This is a genomic window from Rhodocaloribacter litoris (assembly GCF_011682235.2).
In the GTDB taxonomy this organism is placed as follows: Bacteria; Bacteroidota; Rhodothermia; order Rhodothermales; family ISCAR-4553; genus Rhodocaloribacter; species Rhodocaloribacter litoris.
Map to the genome: position 1 here is coordinate 3603298 of NZ_CP076718.1, position 15029 is coordinate 3618326.

Genomic DNA, 15029 nt, shown 5'->3' on the forward strand with positions numbered 1-15029 from the left:
CTCCGGGGCACGACCTGCCCGCGTGCCTGCCGCCGGTGGCCGCGCTCCGGCGGTGCTTTTTTTTGATACGGTTCGATGCGACTGGCGATCTGGAACGAGCCCGCTGCCGAGTTTCTCGTCTCGGCCCTTGCGACCGGCGCCGTCGAGGCGCCCGTGGAGGTGGTGCGCGGCACCCGGGCCGACTGCGAGCGCTGGTTGCGGGCCGGTGCGGTGGAGGTGGCCCTGCTGCCGACGCTGAACGTGCTCCGGCAGACCGACGCCTACGACGTGTTGCCGGCGGTGGCGCTCTCCACCTGGGCCTATCCCTTCGCCCGCCTGGTCACGAAGGCGAAGCTCGACCGGCCCCTGCGGACGCTCGCCGTCGACCCCCGGTACGTGCAGGAGGTGCTCGTCGCCCGGATCATCCTGCGGGAACACTACGGCAACGAACCCCGCCTCACCCCCTATGACAACCCCACGCTGCAGGTCCTGCTCGAAGCGGAAGAGGACGCCGCCCTGCTCACCGGCACCGACGTGCCGGCCCTCCAGACGTCCCGGTACGCGATGGACCTCGGCCAGGAATGGTACGAACTCGCCAACTACCCGATGGTGTGGGGGCTCTTCGCCGTGCGCAAGGGCGAGGTGGACGTGCCCTTCGCCCGTGCCGTGCGCGACGTGGTGGCCGCCGCCGACACACACCGCGACCTTTGGATCCGCACCCGAGAAACCTATCCCGAACTCCACGACTTCTACCTGGAACAGCTCCGCGTTCGCCTCGACGACCTGGCCATCGCCAGCCTGACCAACTTTCGAGAATACCTCTTCTTCTACGGCGTCACGGACGAGGTGCCCGGGCTGCCGCTCGTCGAGATCGCCGAAGACGACGAGCCGGGACGGAAACCGCTCCTCTGATCGCCGCGGCGACGGGCCGCGCAACCCCCTTTTCTCATGGGTGAAGGCATCAAACTGGTCACCACCAACCGCAAGGCGCGCCACGAGTATACCATCGAGGAGACGCTGGAAGCGGGACTGGTGCTCGAAGGCACGGAGGTCAAGTCCCTGCGCGAAGGACGGGCCAACCTGCAGGATGCCTACTGCGCCGTAGACGGGGGCGAGATGTTCCTCTACCAGTGCCACATCTCGCCGTACCGGCATGGCAACCAGTTCAACCACGACCCGCTGCGCGTGCGCAAGCTGCTGCTGCACCGCCGGGAGATCGACCGGTGGAGCCGGGCTGCACAGCAGAAGGGCTATACCATCATCCCGCTGAAGCTCTACTTCCGTAACGGCGTGGCCAAGGTCGAGATCGGCCTGGCACGGGGCAAGAAGCTCTACGACAAACGCGCCGACATCGCCGAGCGGGAGTCGAAACGCCGGCTCGAGCGCATCAAGCGCGGCGGGCGGGTCGATTGACGACAGGGCAAATCGACGGTAGACGGGAACGCGGCGCGGCGTCGCCGGTGCATACCTCTGGTTTTCCAAGAGATGAGGGAGAGACCCGGCATGCCCGCCTTCCGACGACTGCCCGCCCTGATCGTGACGTCCCTGCTGGCGATTTCGGCGTGGGCGCAAACGGCGACGTTCCGGGAAGGGGTCCAGGCCTTCGAGGCCGGGCGGTTCCCCGAGGCCGCCGGTGCCCTGGCTGCCGTGCCGGCAACGGATCCGCACTACGCCGAAGCGCAGTATTACCTCGCCCGCCTTTTCCTCCAGACGCCGCTGCGCGACCCGGACCGGGCGAAGGAGGCCATCGAAAACGCCCTCCGGCGTGATCCCGACAACGTCCGCTACCTGGAGGTCGAACTCTGGCGCCGGTATTTTCATACCGCGTCGTTCCTGCCCCTGTACCAGGCAAAGAAGCGGATCGACCTGGCGGAGCGCATCCTCGAGCGGGAGCCGGAGAACGCCGTGGCCCATTTCGTTCTGGGAGCCTGGGCGTACGAAGGCTTCCGGCAGCAGTACCACGGCGTGCAGTTCCCCGGCCCGGGGCACCAGCGCCGCCTGCTCTCGGAGGAGGCGGCCGCCCTGACCGATGCGGCCTATCTGCTCGAACCCCGGCTTGTGGACACCGGGGACGGTCCGGCCATCGCCTTCGTCGACGCGATCCATGCCGGCTTCGAGGTGCCGGTCACCTCGATGCGCCGGGCCGGACGCGAAGCCTACGCGGAGGCCCTGCACCACCTGCGCCGGGCGCTGGCCGCCAACCCCGCCTGGCCCGACGTGTATGCCGTGCTGGCGGCGGCCTTCGCCCTCCGGGGCGCCCATGCCGACGCCTTCGGCGTGCTCGACACGATGCGCATCCACCTCCCCGACCGGGCAGAGACCTGGCTCTACCGCGGGTATTTCGAACACCGGACCGGACGATATGCCGCCGCCGCTGCCAGCTTCGACGAAGGCCTGGCCCGCCTGCCGGCCCCCGAACGCCGCGCCTTTCTCGATGTTGCCTACTTCCTGCCCCTGGTCGAGCAGGTCTGGTACGAGGCGGATTCGGCCGGGTATGCCGCCGGGTTCTGGGAAAGCCGGGACCCACGCTACCTCACCCCGGTGAATGAACGCCTCCTCGAACACTTCGCCCGGCTGGTCTATGCCGACCTGCGCTTCGGCGACCGGGAAAAGGGCCTGCGTGGGTGGGAGACCGAGCCCGGCCAGGTGATCGTGCGCTACGGTGAGCCGCCGGCCGAAGCCCGCTACGGCACGCGGAGCGACGCCTATCTGATTTTTCATTACGGCGACGACCTCTACTTCAAGTTCATGGACCTGGCCCGGGGCGGGCACTTCACCTTTTATTCCCCCTCGGCCCTCGATTTCGCCGGCTTCAAACCCGCCCGCGGCCTGATCGAGAACGACTTCGCCGTTCGGGGGCCGGAGACGTTCCGAAAACGGCCGGACCGGTTCACGTACGAACCGCCCGGCCGTGTGGCGATGCCGTACCTGACCGGCGCGTTCCGGGGGAGCGACGGGAAAACGGATCTCTACGTGGCCTACGGGATTCCGGTGGAGGAAGACGGCGCCGGTACGCCGGCGGTGCGGGCCGGGGCTTTTCTGATCCGGGGAAACGAAGGGGTGGTGCACGCACAGTCCCGCCTGCTGGACCGGAGGACGGCCGGCGCTTCCGGCATGTGGGTCGATGCCTGCCGGCTCTCGGTCGAGCCCGGCACCTACACCCTGGCCCTCGAGTTCGAGCCGGTGGGGGGAGGCGATCGGGTGGGGCAGGAGCGGGAGCGGATCACCGTGCCCGGCTTCGCCGGTACGGCGCTGCAGCTGAGCGACGTGCTGCTGGCCTACACGGTCGAAGAGGAGGCTTCCCCTGAGACCCTGCCGGGCTGGATCTCGCGCCGGGGCCTGGCCATACGCCCGGCGCCCGGAAGGGGCTTCTCCGCCGGGCAGCCCGTCTACCTCTATTTCGAGGTGTATGGCCTGCAGCCGGCACCGGACGGCCTGGCCCGGTATGCCGTCGAGGCGGTGCTCGTACGCAGCGACGAAGCCGGGGGGCTGGAGCGGCTCATCCGGCAGGCCTTCGGCGGGGCCCGGGAGGCGGGCGTCTCGGTGCGCTTCGAAGGCCAGAGCCGGAGCCGCGAAGACGGCCAGTACCTCGTCCTCGATACCACCACACAGCCTCCCGGTCGCTACGTGCTCGTCCTCCGCCTGACCGACCTCCTCCGCAACGAAACGGTGGAACGCCGTCGCACCCTGCAGCTCGGCTGAAACCGGGCCGAACGAAAAGCGCCGTTTGTTCTGCGGGGCGGGAATCATGGCGTTCGGGGTCGCGTATGACGGGATAGGAAATTTTGCCTTTCGAAAGCGAGCGCCGGTGCGTAAGCTACGCCGCGGTGCCCCGCGATCCGGTGGAAAAGCTCATTGAGGTCGTAGTCCCATGCGACGTGTGCTCCTTTTGCTTCTGCTCCTTGCCCCGGTGATCGGCGGTGCCCTGCCGCTCCGGGCGCAACCGGCCGACCCGATGGAACAGGGCATCCTCGCGTTCCGGGCCGGCGACTATGCCCGGGCGGTGGCCGCCTTCGAGCAGGCCGTCAAAAACGACCCGCAAAACGCCGAGGCCTATTTCCTGCTCGCCCGCATCTATTTCGAAACCCCGCTCCGGGATACGGGCAAGGCCGGTCGTTTCATCGACAGGGCCCTGGAGGTCGAGCCGGAAAACGTGAAGTATCTCGTGGCCAAGCTCGAACAGCTGCGCCTGGATTCGTGGAACTTCATCGTGGACAAGATCCGTGAGCAGCAGCGGCGCGACCTGGCCCGCAAGATCCTCCGGCTCGATTCGACGAATGCCTTCGCCCACGAGGAGCTCGGCCGGGCCTACATCCGCGACTTCTGGCGCTATCGCAACGCCTTCATGTATCCCACGTTTGCCTTCCGGCAGTTCAACGGGCGGGACCCACTCCAGGCCGACCCGTTGCTCGGGTTCCAGTCCGAGTTCGCCCAGTTCGACCCGACCACCGGCGGGAGCCAGCTGGAGATCGTCGAGGCCTCGCGGGAACCGCTGGGAGATCCGTCGGACCCCAACCTGGTCTTTCTGGCCGACGAGTTCGACCTGGAGGCGCTCCAGGCGCAGGGCGTGCCCGTGCAGGACCTGTCGCGGCGGGCCCAGCGGGCCTACGACCTGGCCATCGGCCATCTGCGCAAGGCCCTGGAGCACGATCCCCGGAAGCGGGCCGTCTACGACGACATGATGCGCATCTTCGCCCTGAAGGGGGCCTACCCGGAAGCGCTGGAGATGCTCCAGCAGATGTACGTCTATTTTCCCGAGGATCCCGCCCTCTGGACCTACCTCGGCCTGGCGCATTATCGCAGCGGCAACGCGGTGGCGGCGGCCAAGGCCTTCCAGACGGCCTTTCAGTACATGGATCCCGAAATGGCCGACGCCTACACCCGTCTCGACGAGATCCTTCCCGAGGAGGAACGGAAAAAGTATGAGGCCGATCGGGCCGGCTATGCCTCCCGCTTCTGGACGAGCAAGGATCCGCGCTACCTCACGCCCTACAACGAACGCAAGCTCGAACACTACGCCCGCCTCACCTATGCCGACCTGCTCTACGGGTCACCCAAGTTGAAGCTGAGGGGCTGGAATACCGAGCGCGGCCGTATCCTCGTGCGCTACGGCATTCCCAAGACCGATGTGATCATCATGCCGAGCCAGACGCGAGGCCAGCAACGGGGACTCAACCCCATCGCAGCCTCGGCACCGCCTCCGGATGCGGACATCGCGGCGGATCCGGCCAACCTGCAGACGGGCCTGCAACAGTTCACTGGTAACTTTGAAAGTGACTTCGACGTGACCGTCGAAGCCAATACGTTCAACGTCTGGGACTACGGCGACTTTCGCTTCGTCTTCGAGGATCCCTTCCGAAACGGCGAGTTTCGGCTCTACAGCCCTTCGGCCGACGCTATCGCCGCCGGCAGCCTTCCCTGGCTGAACGACTACGAGATACGGGCCCGGGAAACCTTCCGCCGGATACCGGAGCGGTATGAGTACGCCCCGCCCGGCCGCCAGGTGGAGATCCCCTACCTGGTCTCGGCTTTCAAAGGCGAGAACGGGCAGGCCGATCTCTACGTCCATTTCGGCATCCCGATCAACCACTATGACCCGGAAGCCGGGATGATCAACCTCACGGCCAATGCAGGTACCTTCCTGGTCAGCAGCGAACGGGATATGCTTGCCGAACGCCGCCGGACCATCTACGGCCTGCGCACCGATCAGATCGTCAGTTTCTCGGAGACCAACCTCTGGATCGACGGGCAGGTGCTGGCGGCCCCGCCCGGGGAACACGACGTGTCCGTCGAGTTTGAGACGGCCGGCGGGGGCACGGTGGCCGTGCAGCGCCGCCGCGTGCGTGTGCCGGACTTCACGGCCGGCACGCTCCAGCTCAGCGACGTGATGCTGGCCTACCGCGTGGAGGAGGCACCGGACGGCAAGCCCGTGCTCCCGTCGGACGTCGTGCGCCACGGCCTCTCCATCCAGGCGGCACCCTGGAGCGTCTTCTCGCACCGGCAGCCCATCTACCTCTACTTCGAGGTCTACAACCTGACGCAGGCCGGCGACGGGACGACCCATTATGAGATCGAAGCCGTGCTGCGGCCCAAGGACACCAGCGGCGGCCTCGGCAAACTCGTCAAGGGCCTCTTCGGTGGAGGGGACAAGGGGGTGTCCGTCAGCCTGCCCGGTGAAGGCCGCACGCCGGACGAGCATCACTACCTCATCCTCGATGCCTCCAACCAGGAGCCGGGGCGGCTCTACACGCTCCACCTCAGGGTGCGCGACCAGGTCTCCGGCAAATCGGTCGAGAAGGAGATGGACCTGTTTCTGGAGTAGCGGCCGGGTGCCGTGTGCCCGCTCCCTCGAAGGGAGGGAACCGCAGGGACGGGGTCACGGCCCGCTGGCTTCCGGCCGGGCTTTTTCCCGGACGCGGGCGTCCATCGCCTGCACCTGTTCGATGAGGGCGGCCTTGTAGTCGATCATCTTCTGGAGCAGGGCGGGGTCGCCGGCGGCCAGGATCTGCACCGCCAGCAGGCCGGCGTTCTTACCGCCCCCGATGGCCACCGTTGCCACGGGGACGCCGCCGGGCATCTGGACGACCGACAGCAACGAGTCGAGCCCGTTGAGGTGGCGGCTCGGGACGGGCACGCCGATGACGGGCAGCGGGGTGCTCGCCGCCAGCATGCCGGGCAGATGGGCGGCGCCGCCCGCACCGGCGACGAGGACCTTCAGCCCGCGCTGGTGGGCCGTCTCGGCATAGGCCTGCATGACGGCCGGGGTCCGGTGAGCCGAAAGTACCCGCACCTCGTACGGTACTTCGAACGCGTCCAGCACCCGGGCCACCGGCTCCATCACCGGCCAGTCGGACTCGCTGCCCATGGCAATCCCGACGAGCGGGGAAACGGGGTTCGGCATCGGTCTGCAGCGTTTGTTTCGCAGGGAAGGTTGGGAGGCGGGGACCTTCAGAGACGGATGAGGCCGGCGGCCCGTTCGGCGCGGGCGCGCGTCTCGACGGGCGAGGAGCCGGTGGCCGTAACGTGGCCCATCTTCCGCCTCGGGCGCACCTCGCGCTTGCCATAGATGTGCACGGCCACATCCCCGATGGCCAGCGCCTCCGTGAGGCCCTCGGTGCAGGGAGGGCCGGAGCGGGTGCCCAGGACGTTCACCATGACCGCGCACGGCACACGCAGCGAGGGATCGCCCAGGGGCCAGCCCAGCACGGCCCGAACGTGGTTCTCGAACTGGGACGTGTGGCAGGCCTCGATGGAATAGTGGCCGGTGTTGTGCGGGCGCGGTGCCAGCTCGTTGATCAGGATCCGCCCCTCCGGCAGCTCGAAGAGCTCGACGGCCGTCAGGCCGACGCCCCGGACCGCCTCCACGGCGCGAAGGGCGATACGCCGGGCTTCCGCTTCGACCTCCGTCGCGATGCCGGCCGGCACCACGACGGCATGGCACCGGTGGTCCTTCTGTTCGGTGAGGGCGACCGGGTAGACCACGTGCTCCCCGTCCGGGCGACGGGCGACGAGTACGGAGAGCTCGCGCACGAAGGCGAGGTGGCGTTCGACGAGCAGCCCGTCCGCTTCGGCCAGCCGGTCCCAGGCGGCGGCCAGGCCGGCGTCGTCGTGCGCGGTGGCGTTGCCATAGCCGTCGTACGAGCCGCGCCGGCGTTTCAGGACGACCGGGTAGGAGAAGCGGGCAGCCGCGGCCCGGGCCTCGTCCAGGGTGGCGCACAGGGCGAAATCGGGCACCGGCAGGCCCTGCTCGGCCAGGGTCGTCTTCTGGATACCCTTGTCGCGGATCAGGTGGAGCGTGGCCGGGTCGGGCCAGAGCGCGACGCCCTCGGGCAGTACGGGGCTCAGGTGCTCGGCCGGTGCCCACTCGCTTTCGACGGTCACCACCGTGCAGGCCGCCGCGAACGCGCGCAACACGTCCGGGTCGGTCCAGTCGTCGTAGATGACCTCCCCGAGGCCGTCCATGGGGCCGGAAGGCTTCGGGGCCAGGCACCGCACGCGCAGTCCCATGCGGAGGGCGGCCAGGGCCGTCATGCGCCCGAGCTGGCCGTCGCCCAGGATGCCGAGGGTGGGGAAAGGAGCCGCCATTGGCTGAGGGTCGGTGATCGGAATGCGTTCCGGAGGATCGACGAGGGAAAATTAAGGGCTCGGGGAAAAAGTCGTGGGGGACGGGGGCCCGGCGTGTGCCAACTTTCCTTGAAGTCCACCGCGGCGGGGGGTGTCACGTCATGGACCGGAGCAGTTCGTCGAGTTGCTGTTCGTCTTCGACGAGGACCTGCCGGGCCTTGGAGCCCTCGAAGGGGCCGACGATGCCGGCCTCTTCGAGCTGGTCCACGATGCGGGCCGCCCGTGAGTAGCCGACCGAGAGCCGCCGCTGCAGCAACGAGACCGAACCCTGCTGGCTCCGGACGATGATGCGGGCCGCTTCTTCGAAAAGTTCGTCCCGCTCGTCGGAGCCGCCGGTGGTGCCGGTGGGGCTTTCCTTTTCCTCGACTTCCGGCAGGATGTAGGGCTCGCCGCCGGGCTGGTCGCCGATGAAGTGGGTCAGGCGGTCCACCTCCTCCATCGATACGAAGGGGCCCTGCAGGCGCATCATCCGGCTGCCGAGCATGAAGAGCAGGTCGCCGTTGCCGACGAGTCCTTCGGCGCCGTTCTGGTCCAGGATGGTTCGCGAATCGATCTTCGTGGCCACCTTGAAGGCGATCCGGGCGGGGAAGTTGGCTTTGATGAGCCCGGTGATCACGTCCACCGACGGGCGCTGGGTGGCCAGGATGAGGTGGATGCCCACGGCCCGGGCCATCTGGGCCAGCCGGGCAATGGGGCCTTCGATGTCCTTGCCGGCCGTCATCATCAGGTCGGCCAGTTCGTCCACCACCACGACGATGTAGGGCAGGTGACGATGGCCTTCTTCGGGGGAAAGGCTGCCTTCACGGAAGCGCCGGTTGTAGTCCACGATGCCGCGCACGCGGGCTTTCGAGAGGAGGTCGTAGCGTTCCTCCATCTCCTTCTCACAGCATTTCAGGGCGACGAGGGCCTGCGAAAAGTCGGTGATGATCGGCTCGTCCACCCCGGGCGGGGTGGCGCCATAGTGTTCGGCAATGCGGATGTAGGGCTGCAGTTCGATCTTTTTTGGATCGATCATCACGAACTTGAGGTGGGAGGGGGGGCAGGCGTAGAGCAGCCCGGCGATGAACGCGTTCAGGCTCACCGACTTGCCCGAGCCCGTGGCGCCGGCGATGAGCAGGTGGGGCATCTTCGTCAGGTCCTGGATGAAGACCTCCCCCTCGATCGTCTTGCCGATGACCAGCGGCAGTTCCATCCGGGCGTCTCGGAACCGGGCCGTGCCGATGACGTCGCGGATGCGGACGAGCTCGCGATGGCGGTTCGGGATCTCGACGCCGATGGCCGACTTGCCGGGGATGGGGGCGATCATGCGGATGCCGCGGGCCGCCATGGCCATGGCCAGGTCGTCTTCCAGCGCCGTGATCCGGCTGATCTTGACGCCGGGCGCCGGGGTCAGTTCGTAGAGCGTCACCGTCGGCCCGACGATGGCGTTGATGCCGGTGATCTCGATGTTGTACGTGGCGAGCTTGTCCAGGAGGATGCGCTTGTTCTCCTCGAGTTCGTTATAGTCGATCTTGAGGTCGTTCTCGTCGGCCGCGTCGAGCAGGTCGAGGCCGGGCATCTCGAAGGGGACCGTCTCGGTGTCGGGGTCCGCCATGTTTTCGAGGACGTCGGTCTTTTCCTCTTCGATGCGGGCACGGACCTTGAGTTCGAGCTCGGGGGACGGGGGTTCGTCGGGGGGCGGGGGTTCCGGCGCCGGGCGTTCGGGGCGGGGGGGGGGGGGGGGGAGACCGGCCGGTCGGTCTCCGGGGCCTGGGCTGGCCTGGCGGCGGGGGGCGGCTCCGGTGGAGGGGAGGGGGCGGGGACAGGCTTCGGAGGGGGCGATTTTGCCCGGGCGGCTTCGCGGGCGGCCCGGGCCTGCTCGCGGGCGGCCCGGCGTTCCTCCCGGAGACGGTGGCGTTCGGCGCGGCGGGCCTCCCGGCGGGTGCGGGCCTGCGTGCGCCAGGCTTCGAGGCGGGCGCCCAGCGCGCGGACGAACTCCTCGACGCGGTCCATCGACCGCTGGATGTCGTGGTCGACGAGCAGGAGGGCCGTCACGACGAGGAAAAGGAAGATGAGGATGAAGGAGCCGGCACTGCCGAAGACCTGCTGCATCCAGCCGGCTGCGCCGATCCCCCAGCCGCCGCCCCAGCGCAGCAGGTCTGTCGAGAGTGTTTGCCCGAGCCAGCCGAAGAGGCAGGCCAGGACGAACGTGGAGACGCCGAGGAGGGCGGTCAGGGTGGGGAGGTAGACGGGGGTGCGGTTGCGGAAGAGGACGTAGCCCCAGGCAAAGAGCAGGCCCGTCGGGATGAGGACGGTGTACCCCAGTGCCTGCGGTACCAGGAGGCGGGCCAGGGCCGCCCCGATGAGCCCGAGGGCATTCTGTGCCCGGTTCTCACCGGGGTGAAGCAGGGCGTCGAAGGAAAAGCGGCGGGCCAGGCCGTCGTCAGCCGGGTTGTAGGTGAGCACGGCCAGGGCCAGCAACACCCCCAGCCCCATCAGGATGAGGCCGAGCACTTCCTTCTTTCGCTGCTGCGGCAGCCGCCCGGCCTTCGTATTGTTCCGCGCGGCCCCGCGCTTCTTTCTTCGCGCCGATGATGCCATGTCTGAAAACTACGACAGCGTGGGCCCTGAATCCAACCGCCTGCGGTAGCCGGGCGGCCCCGCCTCAGTCCCGGGCACGCAGGGCGGGCGATTCGCTCAGCGCGGACTCGGCCCGGGCGGGGTCGTAGCGTACCAGGCGGCTCTCTTCGAAGTACGGCAGAACGGGGAGGTAGTCTACCCGGGCGCAGTAGGCCACGTCGTCCGCAAAGCCCTGTTCGTAGAGGCGCTGGGCATGGTTGCAGCGGCGCAGGGCGGCGAAGAGGTCGTTGCCGTCGTGCCGGTAGAGCGTGAAGGCGATGTGGGCCGAGTCGGACACGTGGGCCGGCTCCTGGCCGTCCCAGAGCAGGTGCAGCAGCAGCCCGGCACAGAGGGTGTCCTCCAGGGCGATGCGGTTCCGCCAGCCGGCGCACACGATCACCACGTCCAGCCCCTGTTCCCGGGCGAAGTCGACCACGCGGCGTGCGTTGAGGAAACACCCGACGACCAGGTGTTCGGCTGCCCGTGCGTTGGCGATGGCCGCCGTGCCGTTGGTCGTGTTCAGGATGAGCGTCTTGTCCTCGACCACGTCCGGCGTGTATTCGAGGGGGGAGTTGCCCAGGTGGTAGCCCTCGATCTTGTCGCCGCCGCGCTCGCCGCCCATCAGGAAGCTGGACTGGTCCAGGTTGGCCGCAATCTTGCCGGCTTCCGCCATGTCGGCCGCAGGCACGACGGCCCGCGCCCCGTTGCTCAGGGCGGTGACGATGGTGGAGCTGGTCCGCAAGACGTCGATCACAATGACGGTGTGGCCCTTGACGTCTTCCTCCGTCAGCGTGTTACCTGTCAGGAATACTTCAACTTTCATGGGAGAAAAGGAGAGGTACCGCACCGGTTCGATACAGTCGGATCGCATCGCTGGTAAGGTACAGCCTGTGAAGGCGGATCACCCGGTCGGTTGCCGTTATTTTTTATGAAAAGGAGGACGGGTGACGACGGCCGGGAGCGTGCGCCCGCGGGCCGAGACGCCCAGCCGGGTGCCGGGAGTGGTGAAGGCCGGGTCGTTCGGCACGTAGCCGAGGCCGATGCCCCGGCCCAGCACGGGGGACTGGCTGCCGCTCGTGACGATGCCGACGGCTTCCCCGGTGCCGTCAAGGATCGGGTAGCCCGGCCGGGGCAGGCCGCGCTCTTCGACGACGAAGCCGATGAGCCGGCGGGCCGGACCCTGCTCGCGCACGGCAAGGAGGGCCTCCCGCCCGACGAACGGCCCCTTGTCGAACTTGACGAGCCAGCCCAGCCCGGCTTCGAGCGGGTTAGTCTCTTCCGTGAGGTCGTTCCCGTAGAGGCAGTAGCCGGCTTCCAGGCGGAGCGTGTCCCGGGCGCCGAGGCCGGCAGGCTGGAGCCCGTGCGGCGCGCCGGCCTCCATCAGCAGGTGCCACAGGCGCGGGGCGTCTTCCGGCCGGGCGTAGAGCTCGAAGCCCGGCTCGCCCGTGTATCCGGTGTGCGAGAGGATCACCCGGTCGCAGCCCGGAAACGTCCCGGCTTCCAGCTGTACGAAGTGGTAAAACTTGATGTCGCCGGCGGCGACGCCGGTGACCGCCTGCACGATGTCGTGGGCGCGGGGACCCTGGATCGCAAGCAGGGCCACCTCGTCCGAAGCGTCGGCCAGCGTGGCCCCCATCGGGTTGTGCTCCTGCATCCAGGCAAAATCCTTCTCGATGTTGGCGGCGTTGACCACCAGCATGTACTCCTCGGGTCCCAGCCGGTAGACGAGCAGGTCATCCACGATGCCGCCGTCGGGCCGGCACATGACGGTGTACATGGCGCGGCCGTCGGTCAGGCGGGCGGCGTCGTTGGTGACCAGGTGCTGCACGAAGTCGAAGGCCCGGGGGCCGCGCACGAAGAATTCACCCATGTGGCTGACGTCGAACAGGCCGGCCGCCTGCCGGACGGCCAAGTGCTCGTTCAGGATGCCGCTGTATTGCAACGGCATCTCGAAACCGGCAAAGGGGGTCATGCGGGCGCCCAGGGCGCGGTGCACGTCGTGGAGCGGCGTCTGTTTGAGGGTTTCCGTCGAAGCCATCGGGCGGCGGTCGTTTTTTTCTCGCAGCGGTTGTTCCATGATACACCGGTAACCGGCCAGAGTCAACGCGGGAGACGGCCGAAGGTTAAAGCCGGTAGGCCCGGTAGCCGGCGTCTTCGAGGGCGCGGACGGCCGCGTCCGCCGCCGCGGTTCCGGCGAAGCCGAGGCGGAACGTGCCGCCGGTGCCCTCGCGCAACTTCAATAACTCGATGTCCTTGATGCTGAGCCCGGCCTCGAACAGGGTGCGTGTGATGTCCAGCAGCGCACCGGGCCGGTCTTCGACGTAGACGAAGACGTCGACGAGGGGATGCAGGAACCCCTTCGTGTTCCGCGGGATGGTCTCGCGCACCGACCGGGCCCGGTCGAAGGCGGAGGCCAGGGCGTCGAGGTCTTCCTCGATGAGGCGGTTACGCAGCTTCTGCAGCCCCGCCATGAACCCGGCCAGGGCGTCGAGGATGGGGCCTTCGTTGGCAAGCAGGATGTCCCGCCAGATGTCGAAGGGAGAGGAGGCGATGCGCGTCAGGTCGCGGAAGCCGCCGGCGGCCAGGCGCAGGAAATGATCGTCGTCCTCGTGGTGTGTGGCGGCGTAGTTCATCAGCGTCACCGCCAGCAGCTGCGGCAGATGGCTGACCACGGCGGCGATGCGGTCGTGACGCTCGGCTTCCAGGAGCAGGACGCGGGCGCCCGTGGCCCGGATCAGGCTGACGAACGCGTCGTAGCGGATCTGAAACGCCTCCGGTGGCGTGTCCTCCGGAGGGCAGAGCACGTAGGTGGCGTTCTCGAACAGGAAGGCGTCGGCGTGTTCGACCCCGCTGTGCTCGGCCCCGGCCATCGGATGGCCTCCGATGAAGGGATTCTCCGGTGGGAGGACGGCCCGGGCATGCCGCACGACGGGGCCCTTCACCGAGCCCACGTCCGTGACGAGTACGCCGGGCCGCAACAGGGGGGCGAGTGCATCGATCAGCCGCAGGCTCGCGGCAATCGGCACGGCCAGCACCACCAGGTCGGCCCCGGCGACGGCCGCCTCGAGTGACCCGGCGGCCTCGTCCACGATGCCGCGTGCGGTGGCCCGGGCCAGCACGTCCTCCCGGTCGTAACCGGCCAGCGTCACCTCCGGCCGGTGTCGCTTCCAGGCCAGGCCGAGCGATCCCCCGATCAGTCCCACGCCCACCAGGGCAATCCGTTCGATCATGCAGGAGAGTGGCTTGTTTAGCGTTGAGTTTTTCGGGCGATAAATCCTACGTTGGGGGCAAAACAGGTTGCCGGGCGTGGTCCCCGTCCAGAGAGATTTCCGTCGTTTCCGTTCGCCGATGCATACCTTTCCCGAGGGCTATGAGGCTTCCTCCCGAAACCGCGGGTGTCCCCGGCCTCTCTACGTGTTTTTTGGTCATCACTACTGTGGAACGACCTGGATCACCCGCATCCTGCAGGAGGCGTGCGCCTACCTGGGGTGGCGCTTCCGGGTGATCCACCATCCCGGAGATTGGGCGACGTATGGTTCGCTCGGACGATTTGTTTCCGCCGAGCGCCCGGACGTGCTGGTCTGTACGCAGGCCACCCTGCAGCAACCCGGCGAACTGCCGGCTTTCCGGGCCTTTCACGTCGTGCGCGACCCCCGGGACGTGGTCGTGCTGCGCTACCGGCAGCACCTGAAGCGCCCCCTGCCGGAGCACCTGCGCGAACGGGCCCGTCAGGGCCGGATGGCCGGCCACCTGGCCCATTGTGCACGCCTGCAGGAGTTGCCGGCGGCAGAAGGACTGCTGCTCGAAATGGCCTACAGCGAGCATTTTTTCCGGCACATGCGGGAGTGGGATTATGGCCGGCCCGAGGTCCTCGAACTGAAGTACGAAACCCTCTTCGCCCGCCCGGAAGCCACCTTCTGGCAGGTTTTCTCGTTCCTGGGGTTCCTGGTCCCCGTGCAGCCGGGGCCGCTCTACGGCCTGTCGCTGCGGTTCAACCGGTGGTATGACGGGGCGGTGCGCCGGCTTCCTTCCTTCGTCGAGCGCCGGTGTCCCCGGCTCGTGCGGGGGCGGTTGCCGGCAGGGTGGGTGACGGACATCGTCCGGCGCGTCCTCGCCGGCCGGAGCCATCCCGGCGAGGGGCCGGAGCGCAGCTTGCCGGAGCGGATGGCGCCCCCGCCCCTGTGGCGAACCTGCTTCGACGAGATGCACATCGCGTATTTCAAGGAAAAGTATAATAACTTACTGATCCAGCTCGGCTACGAGACCGATCCCGGCTGGTGCTGACGGGCGGGAGGCAGCCGGGACCCCGGAACGCTCCGCAACGAGAA

Annotated in this window: 12 protein-coding genes; 5 read left to right on the forward strand and 7 right to left on the reverse strand. The window is 68.0% G+C overall.

What is annotated here, in order from left to right; genetic code table 11:
- Positions 1-75 precede the first annotated feature (75 nt).
- From GQ464_RS14910 to GQ464_RS14925, 4 genes are all read left to right on the forward strand, one after another.
- Entirely contained in the window at positions 76-891 is an 816-nt protein-coding gene (locus tag GQ464_RS14910) for an MqnA/MqnD/SBP family protein (RefSeq protein WP_166979771.1), read from the forward strand.
- Between the two features lie 36 nt (positions 892-927).
- Positions 928-1392: an SsrA-binding protein SmpB gene (gene smpB / locus GQ464_RS14915; protein WP_166979773.1), complete on the forward strand. Its 465-nt coding sequence runs from the start codon at positions 928-930 to the stop codon at positions 1390-1392.
- A 90-nt stretch (positions 1393-1482) separates the two neighbouring features.
- Positions 1483-3681 (forward strand): tetratricopeptide repeat protein, encoded by a 2199-nt coding sequence (locus tag GQ464_RS14920; RefSeq protein ID WP_166979775.1) that lies wholly within the window; start codon positions 1483-1485, stop codon positions 3679-3681.
- Between the two features lie 169 nt (positions 3682-3850).
- Positions 3851-6301, forward strand: a complete 2451-nt coding sequence (locus GQ464_RS14925) for a tetratricopeptide repeat protein (RefSeq protein ID WP_166979777.1) — start codon at positions 3851-3853, stop codon at positions 6299-6301.
- Between the two features lie 54 nt (positions 6302-6355).
- Here GQ464_RS14925 and purE read toward each other — a convergent pair whose 3' ends face one another.
- The 7 genes from purE to GQ464_RS14960 all read right to left on the reverse strand — a co-directional run bounded on the left by purE (position 6356) and on the right by GQ464_RS14960 (position 13931).
- Positions 6356-6880 carry a 5-(carboxyamino)imidazole ribonucleotide mutase gene (gene purE / locus GQ464_RS14930; RefSeq protein ID WP_166979779.1) on the reverse strand — a complete coding sequence of 175 codons (525 nt, stop codon included), beginning with the start codon at positions 6878-6880 and terminating at the stop codon, positions 6356-6358.
- Between the two features lie 47 nt (positions 6881-6927).
- Positions 6928-8064 (reverse strand): 5-(carboxyamino)imidazole ribonucleotide synthase, encoded by a 1137-nt coding sequence (locus GQ464_RS14935; protein ID WP_166979781.1) that lies wholly within the window; start codon positions 8062-8064, stop codon positions 6928-6930.
- A gap of 133 nt (positions 8065-8197) precedes the next feature.
- Positions 8198-9613 carry a DNA translocase FtsK gene (locus GQ464_RS14940; RefSeq protein ID WP_228350779.1) on the reverse strand — a complete coding sequence of 472 codons (1416 nt, stop codon included), beginning with the start codon at positions 9611-9613 and terminating at the stop codon, positions 8198-8200.
- Positions 9508-10683: a DNA translocase FtsK 4TM domain-containing protein gene (locus tag GQ464_RS14945; protein ID WP_228350334.1), complete on the reverse strand. Its 1176-nt coding sequence runs from the start codon at positions 10681-10683 to the stop codon at positions 9508-9510. Before GQ464_RS14945 ends, GQ464_RS14940 begins: the two co-directional genes overlap by 106 nt.
- Before the next feature lie 64 nt (positions 10684-10747).
- The gene (locus GQ464_RS14950; RefSeq protein ID WP_166980757.1) at positions 10748-11524 is read right to left on the reverse strand and encodes a 2-phosphosulfolactate phosphatase; all 777 of its coding nucleotides are present in this window, start codon (positions 11522-11524) and stop codon (positions 10748-10750) included.
- Between the two features lie 96 nt (positions 11525-11620).
- Entirely contained in the window at positions 11621-12739 is a 1119-nt protein-coding gene (gcvT, locus tag GQ464_RS14955) for a glycine cleavage system aminomethyltransferase GcvT (RefSeq protein WP_166980759.1), read from the reverse strand.
- An 85-nt stretch (positions 12740-12824) separates the two neighbouring features.
- Entirely contained in the window at positions 12825-13931 is a 1107-nt protein-coding gene (locus GQ464_RS14960; protein WP_166980761.1) for a prephenate dehydrogenase, read from the reverse strand.
- A gap of 118 nt (positions 13932-14049) precedes the next feature.
- Between GQ464_RS14960 and GQ464_RS14965 the strand changes: the two genes are divergently transcribed.
- Positions 14050-14985: a sulfotransferase domain-containing protein gene (locus tag GQ464_RS14965; protein WP_166980763.1), complete on the forward strand. Its 936-nt coding sequence runs from the start codon at positions 14050-14052 to the stop codon at positions 14983-14985.
- Positions 14986-15029: the final 44 nt, after the last annotated feature.

Coding starts and splice junctions, on each gene's coding strand:
- GQ464_RS14920 (WP_166979775.1), top strand. CDS start 1,483: ATGCCCGCCTTCCGACGACTGCCCGCCCTGATCGTGACGTCCCTGCTG.
- GQ464_RS14965 (WP_166980763.1), top strand. CDS start 14,050: ATGCATACCTTTCCCGAGGGCTATGAGGCTTCCTCCCGAAACCGCGGG.
- GQ464_RS14960 (WP_166980761.1), bottom strand. CDS start 13,931: ATGATCGAACGGATTGCCCTGGTGGGCGTGGGACTGATCGGGGGATCG.
- gcvT (WP_166980759.1), bottom strand. CDS start 12,739: ATGGCTTCGACGGAAACCCTCAAACAGACGCCGCTCCACGACGTGCAC.
- GQ464_RS14935 (WP_166979781.1), bottom strand. CDS start 8,064: ATGGCGGCTCCTTTCCCCACCCTCGGCATCCTGGGCGACGGCCAGCTC.
- GQ464_RS14945 (WP_228350334.1), bottom strand. CDS start 10,683: ATGGCATCATCGGCGCGAAGAAAGAAGCGCGGGGCCGCGCGGAACAAT.
- smpB (WP_166979773.1), top strand. CDS start 928: ATGGGTGAAGGCATCAAACTGGTCACCACCAACCGCAAGGCGCGCCAC.
- GQ464_RS14925 (WP_166979777.1), top strand. CDS start 3,851: ATGCGACGTGTGCTCCTTTTGCTTCTGCTCCTTGCCCCGGTGATCGGC.
- GQ464_RS14910 (WP_166979771.1), top strand. CDS start 76: ATGCGACTGGCGATCTGGAACGAGCCCGCTGCCGAGTTTCTCGTCTCG.
- GQ464_RS14950 (WP_166980757.1), bottom strand. CDS start 11,524: ATGAAAGTTGAAGTATTCCTGACAGGTAACACGCTGACGGAGGAAGAC.
- purE (WP_166979779.1), bottom strand. CDS start 6,880: ATGCCGAACCCCGTTTCCCCGCTCGTCGGGATTGCCATGGGCAGCGAG.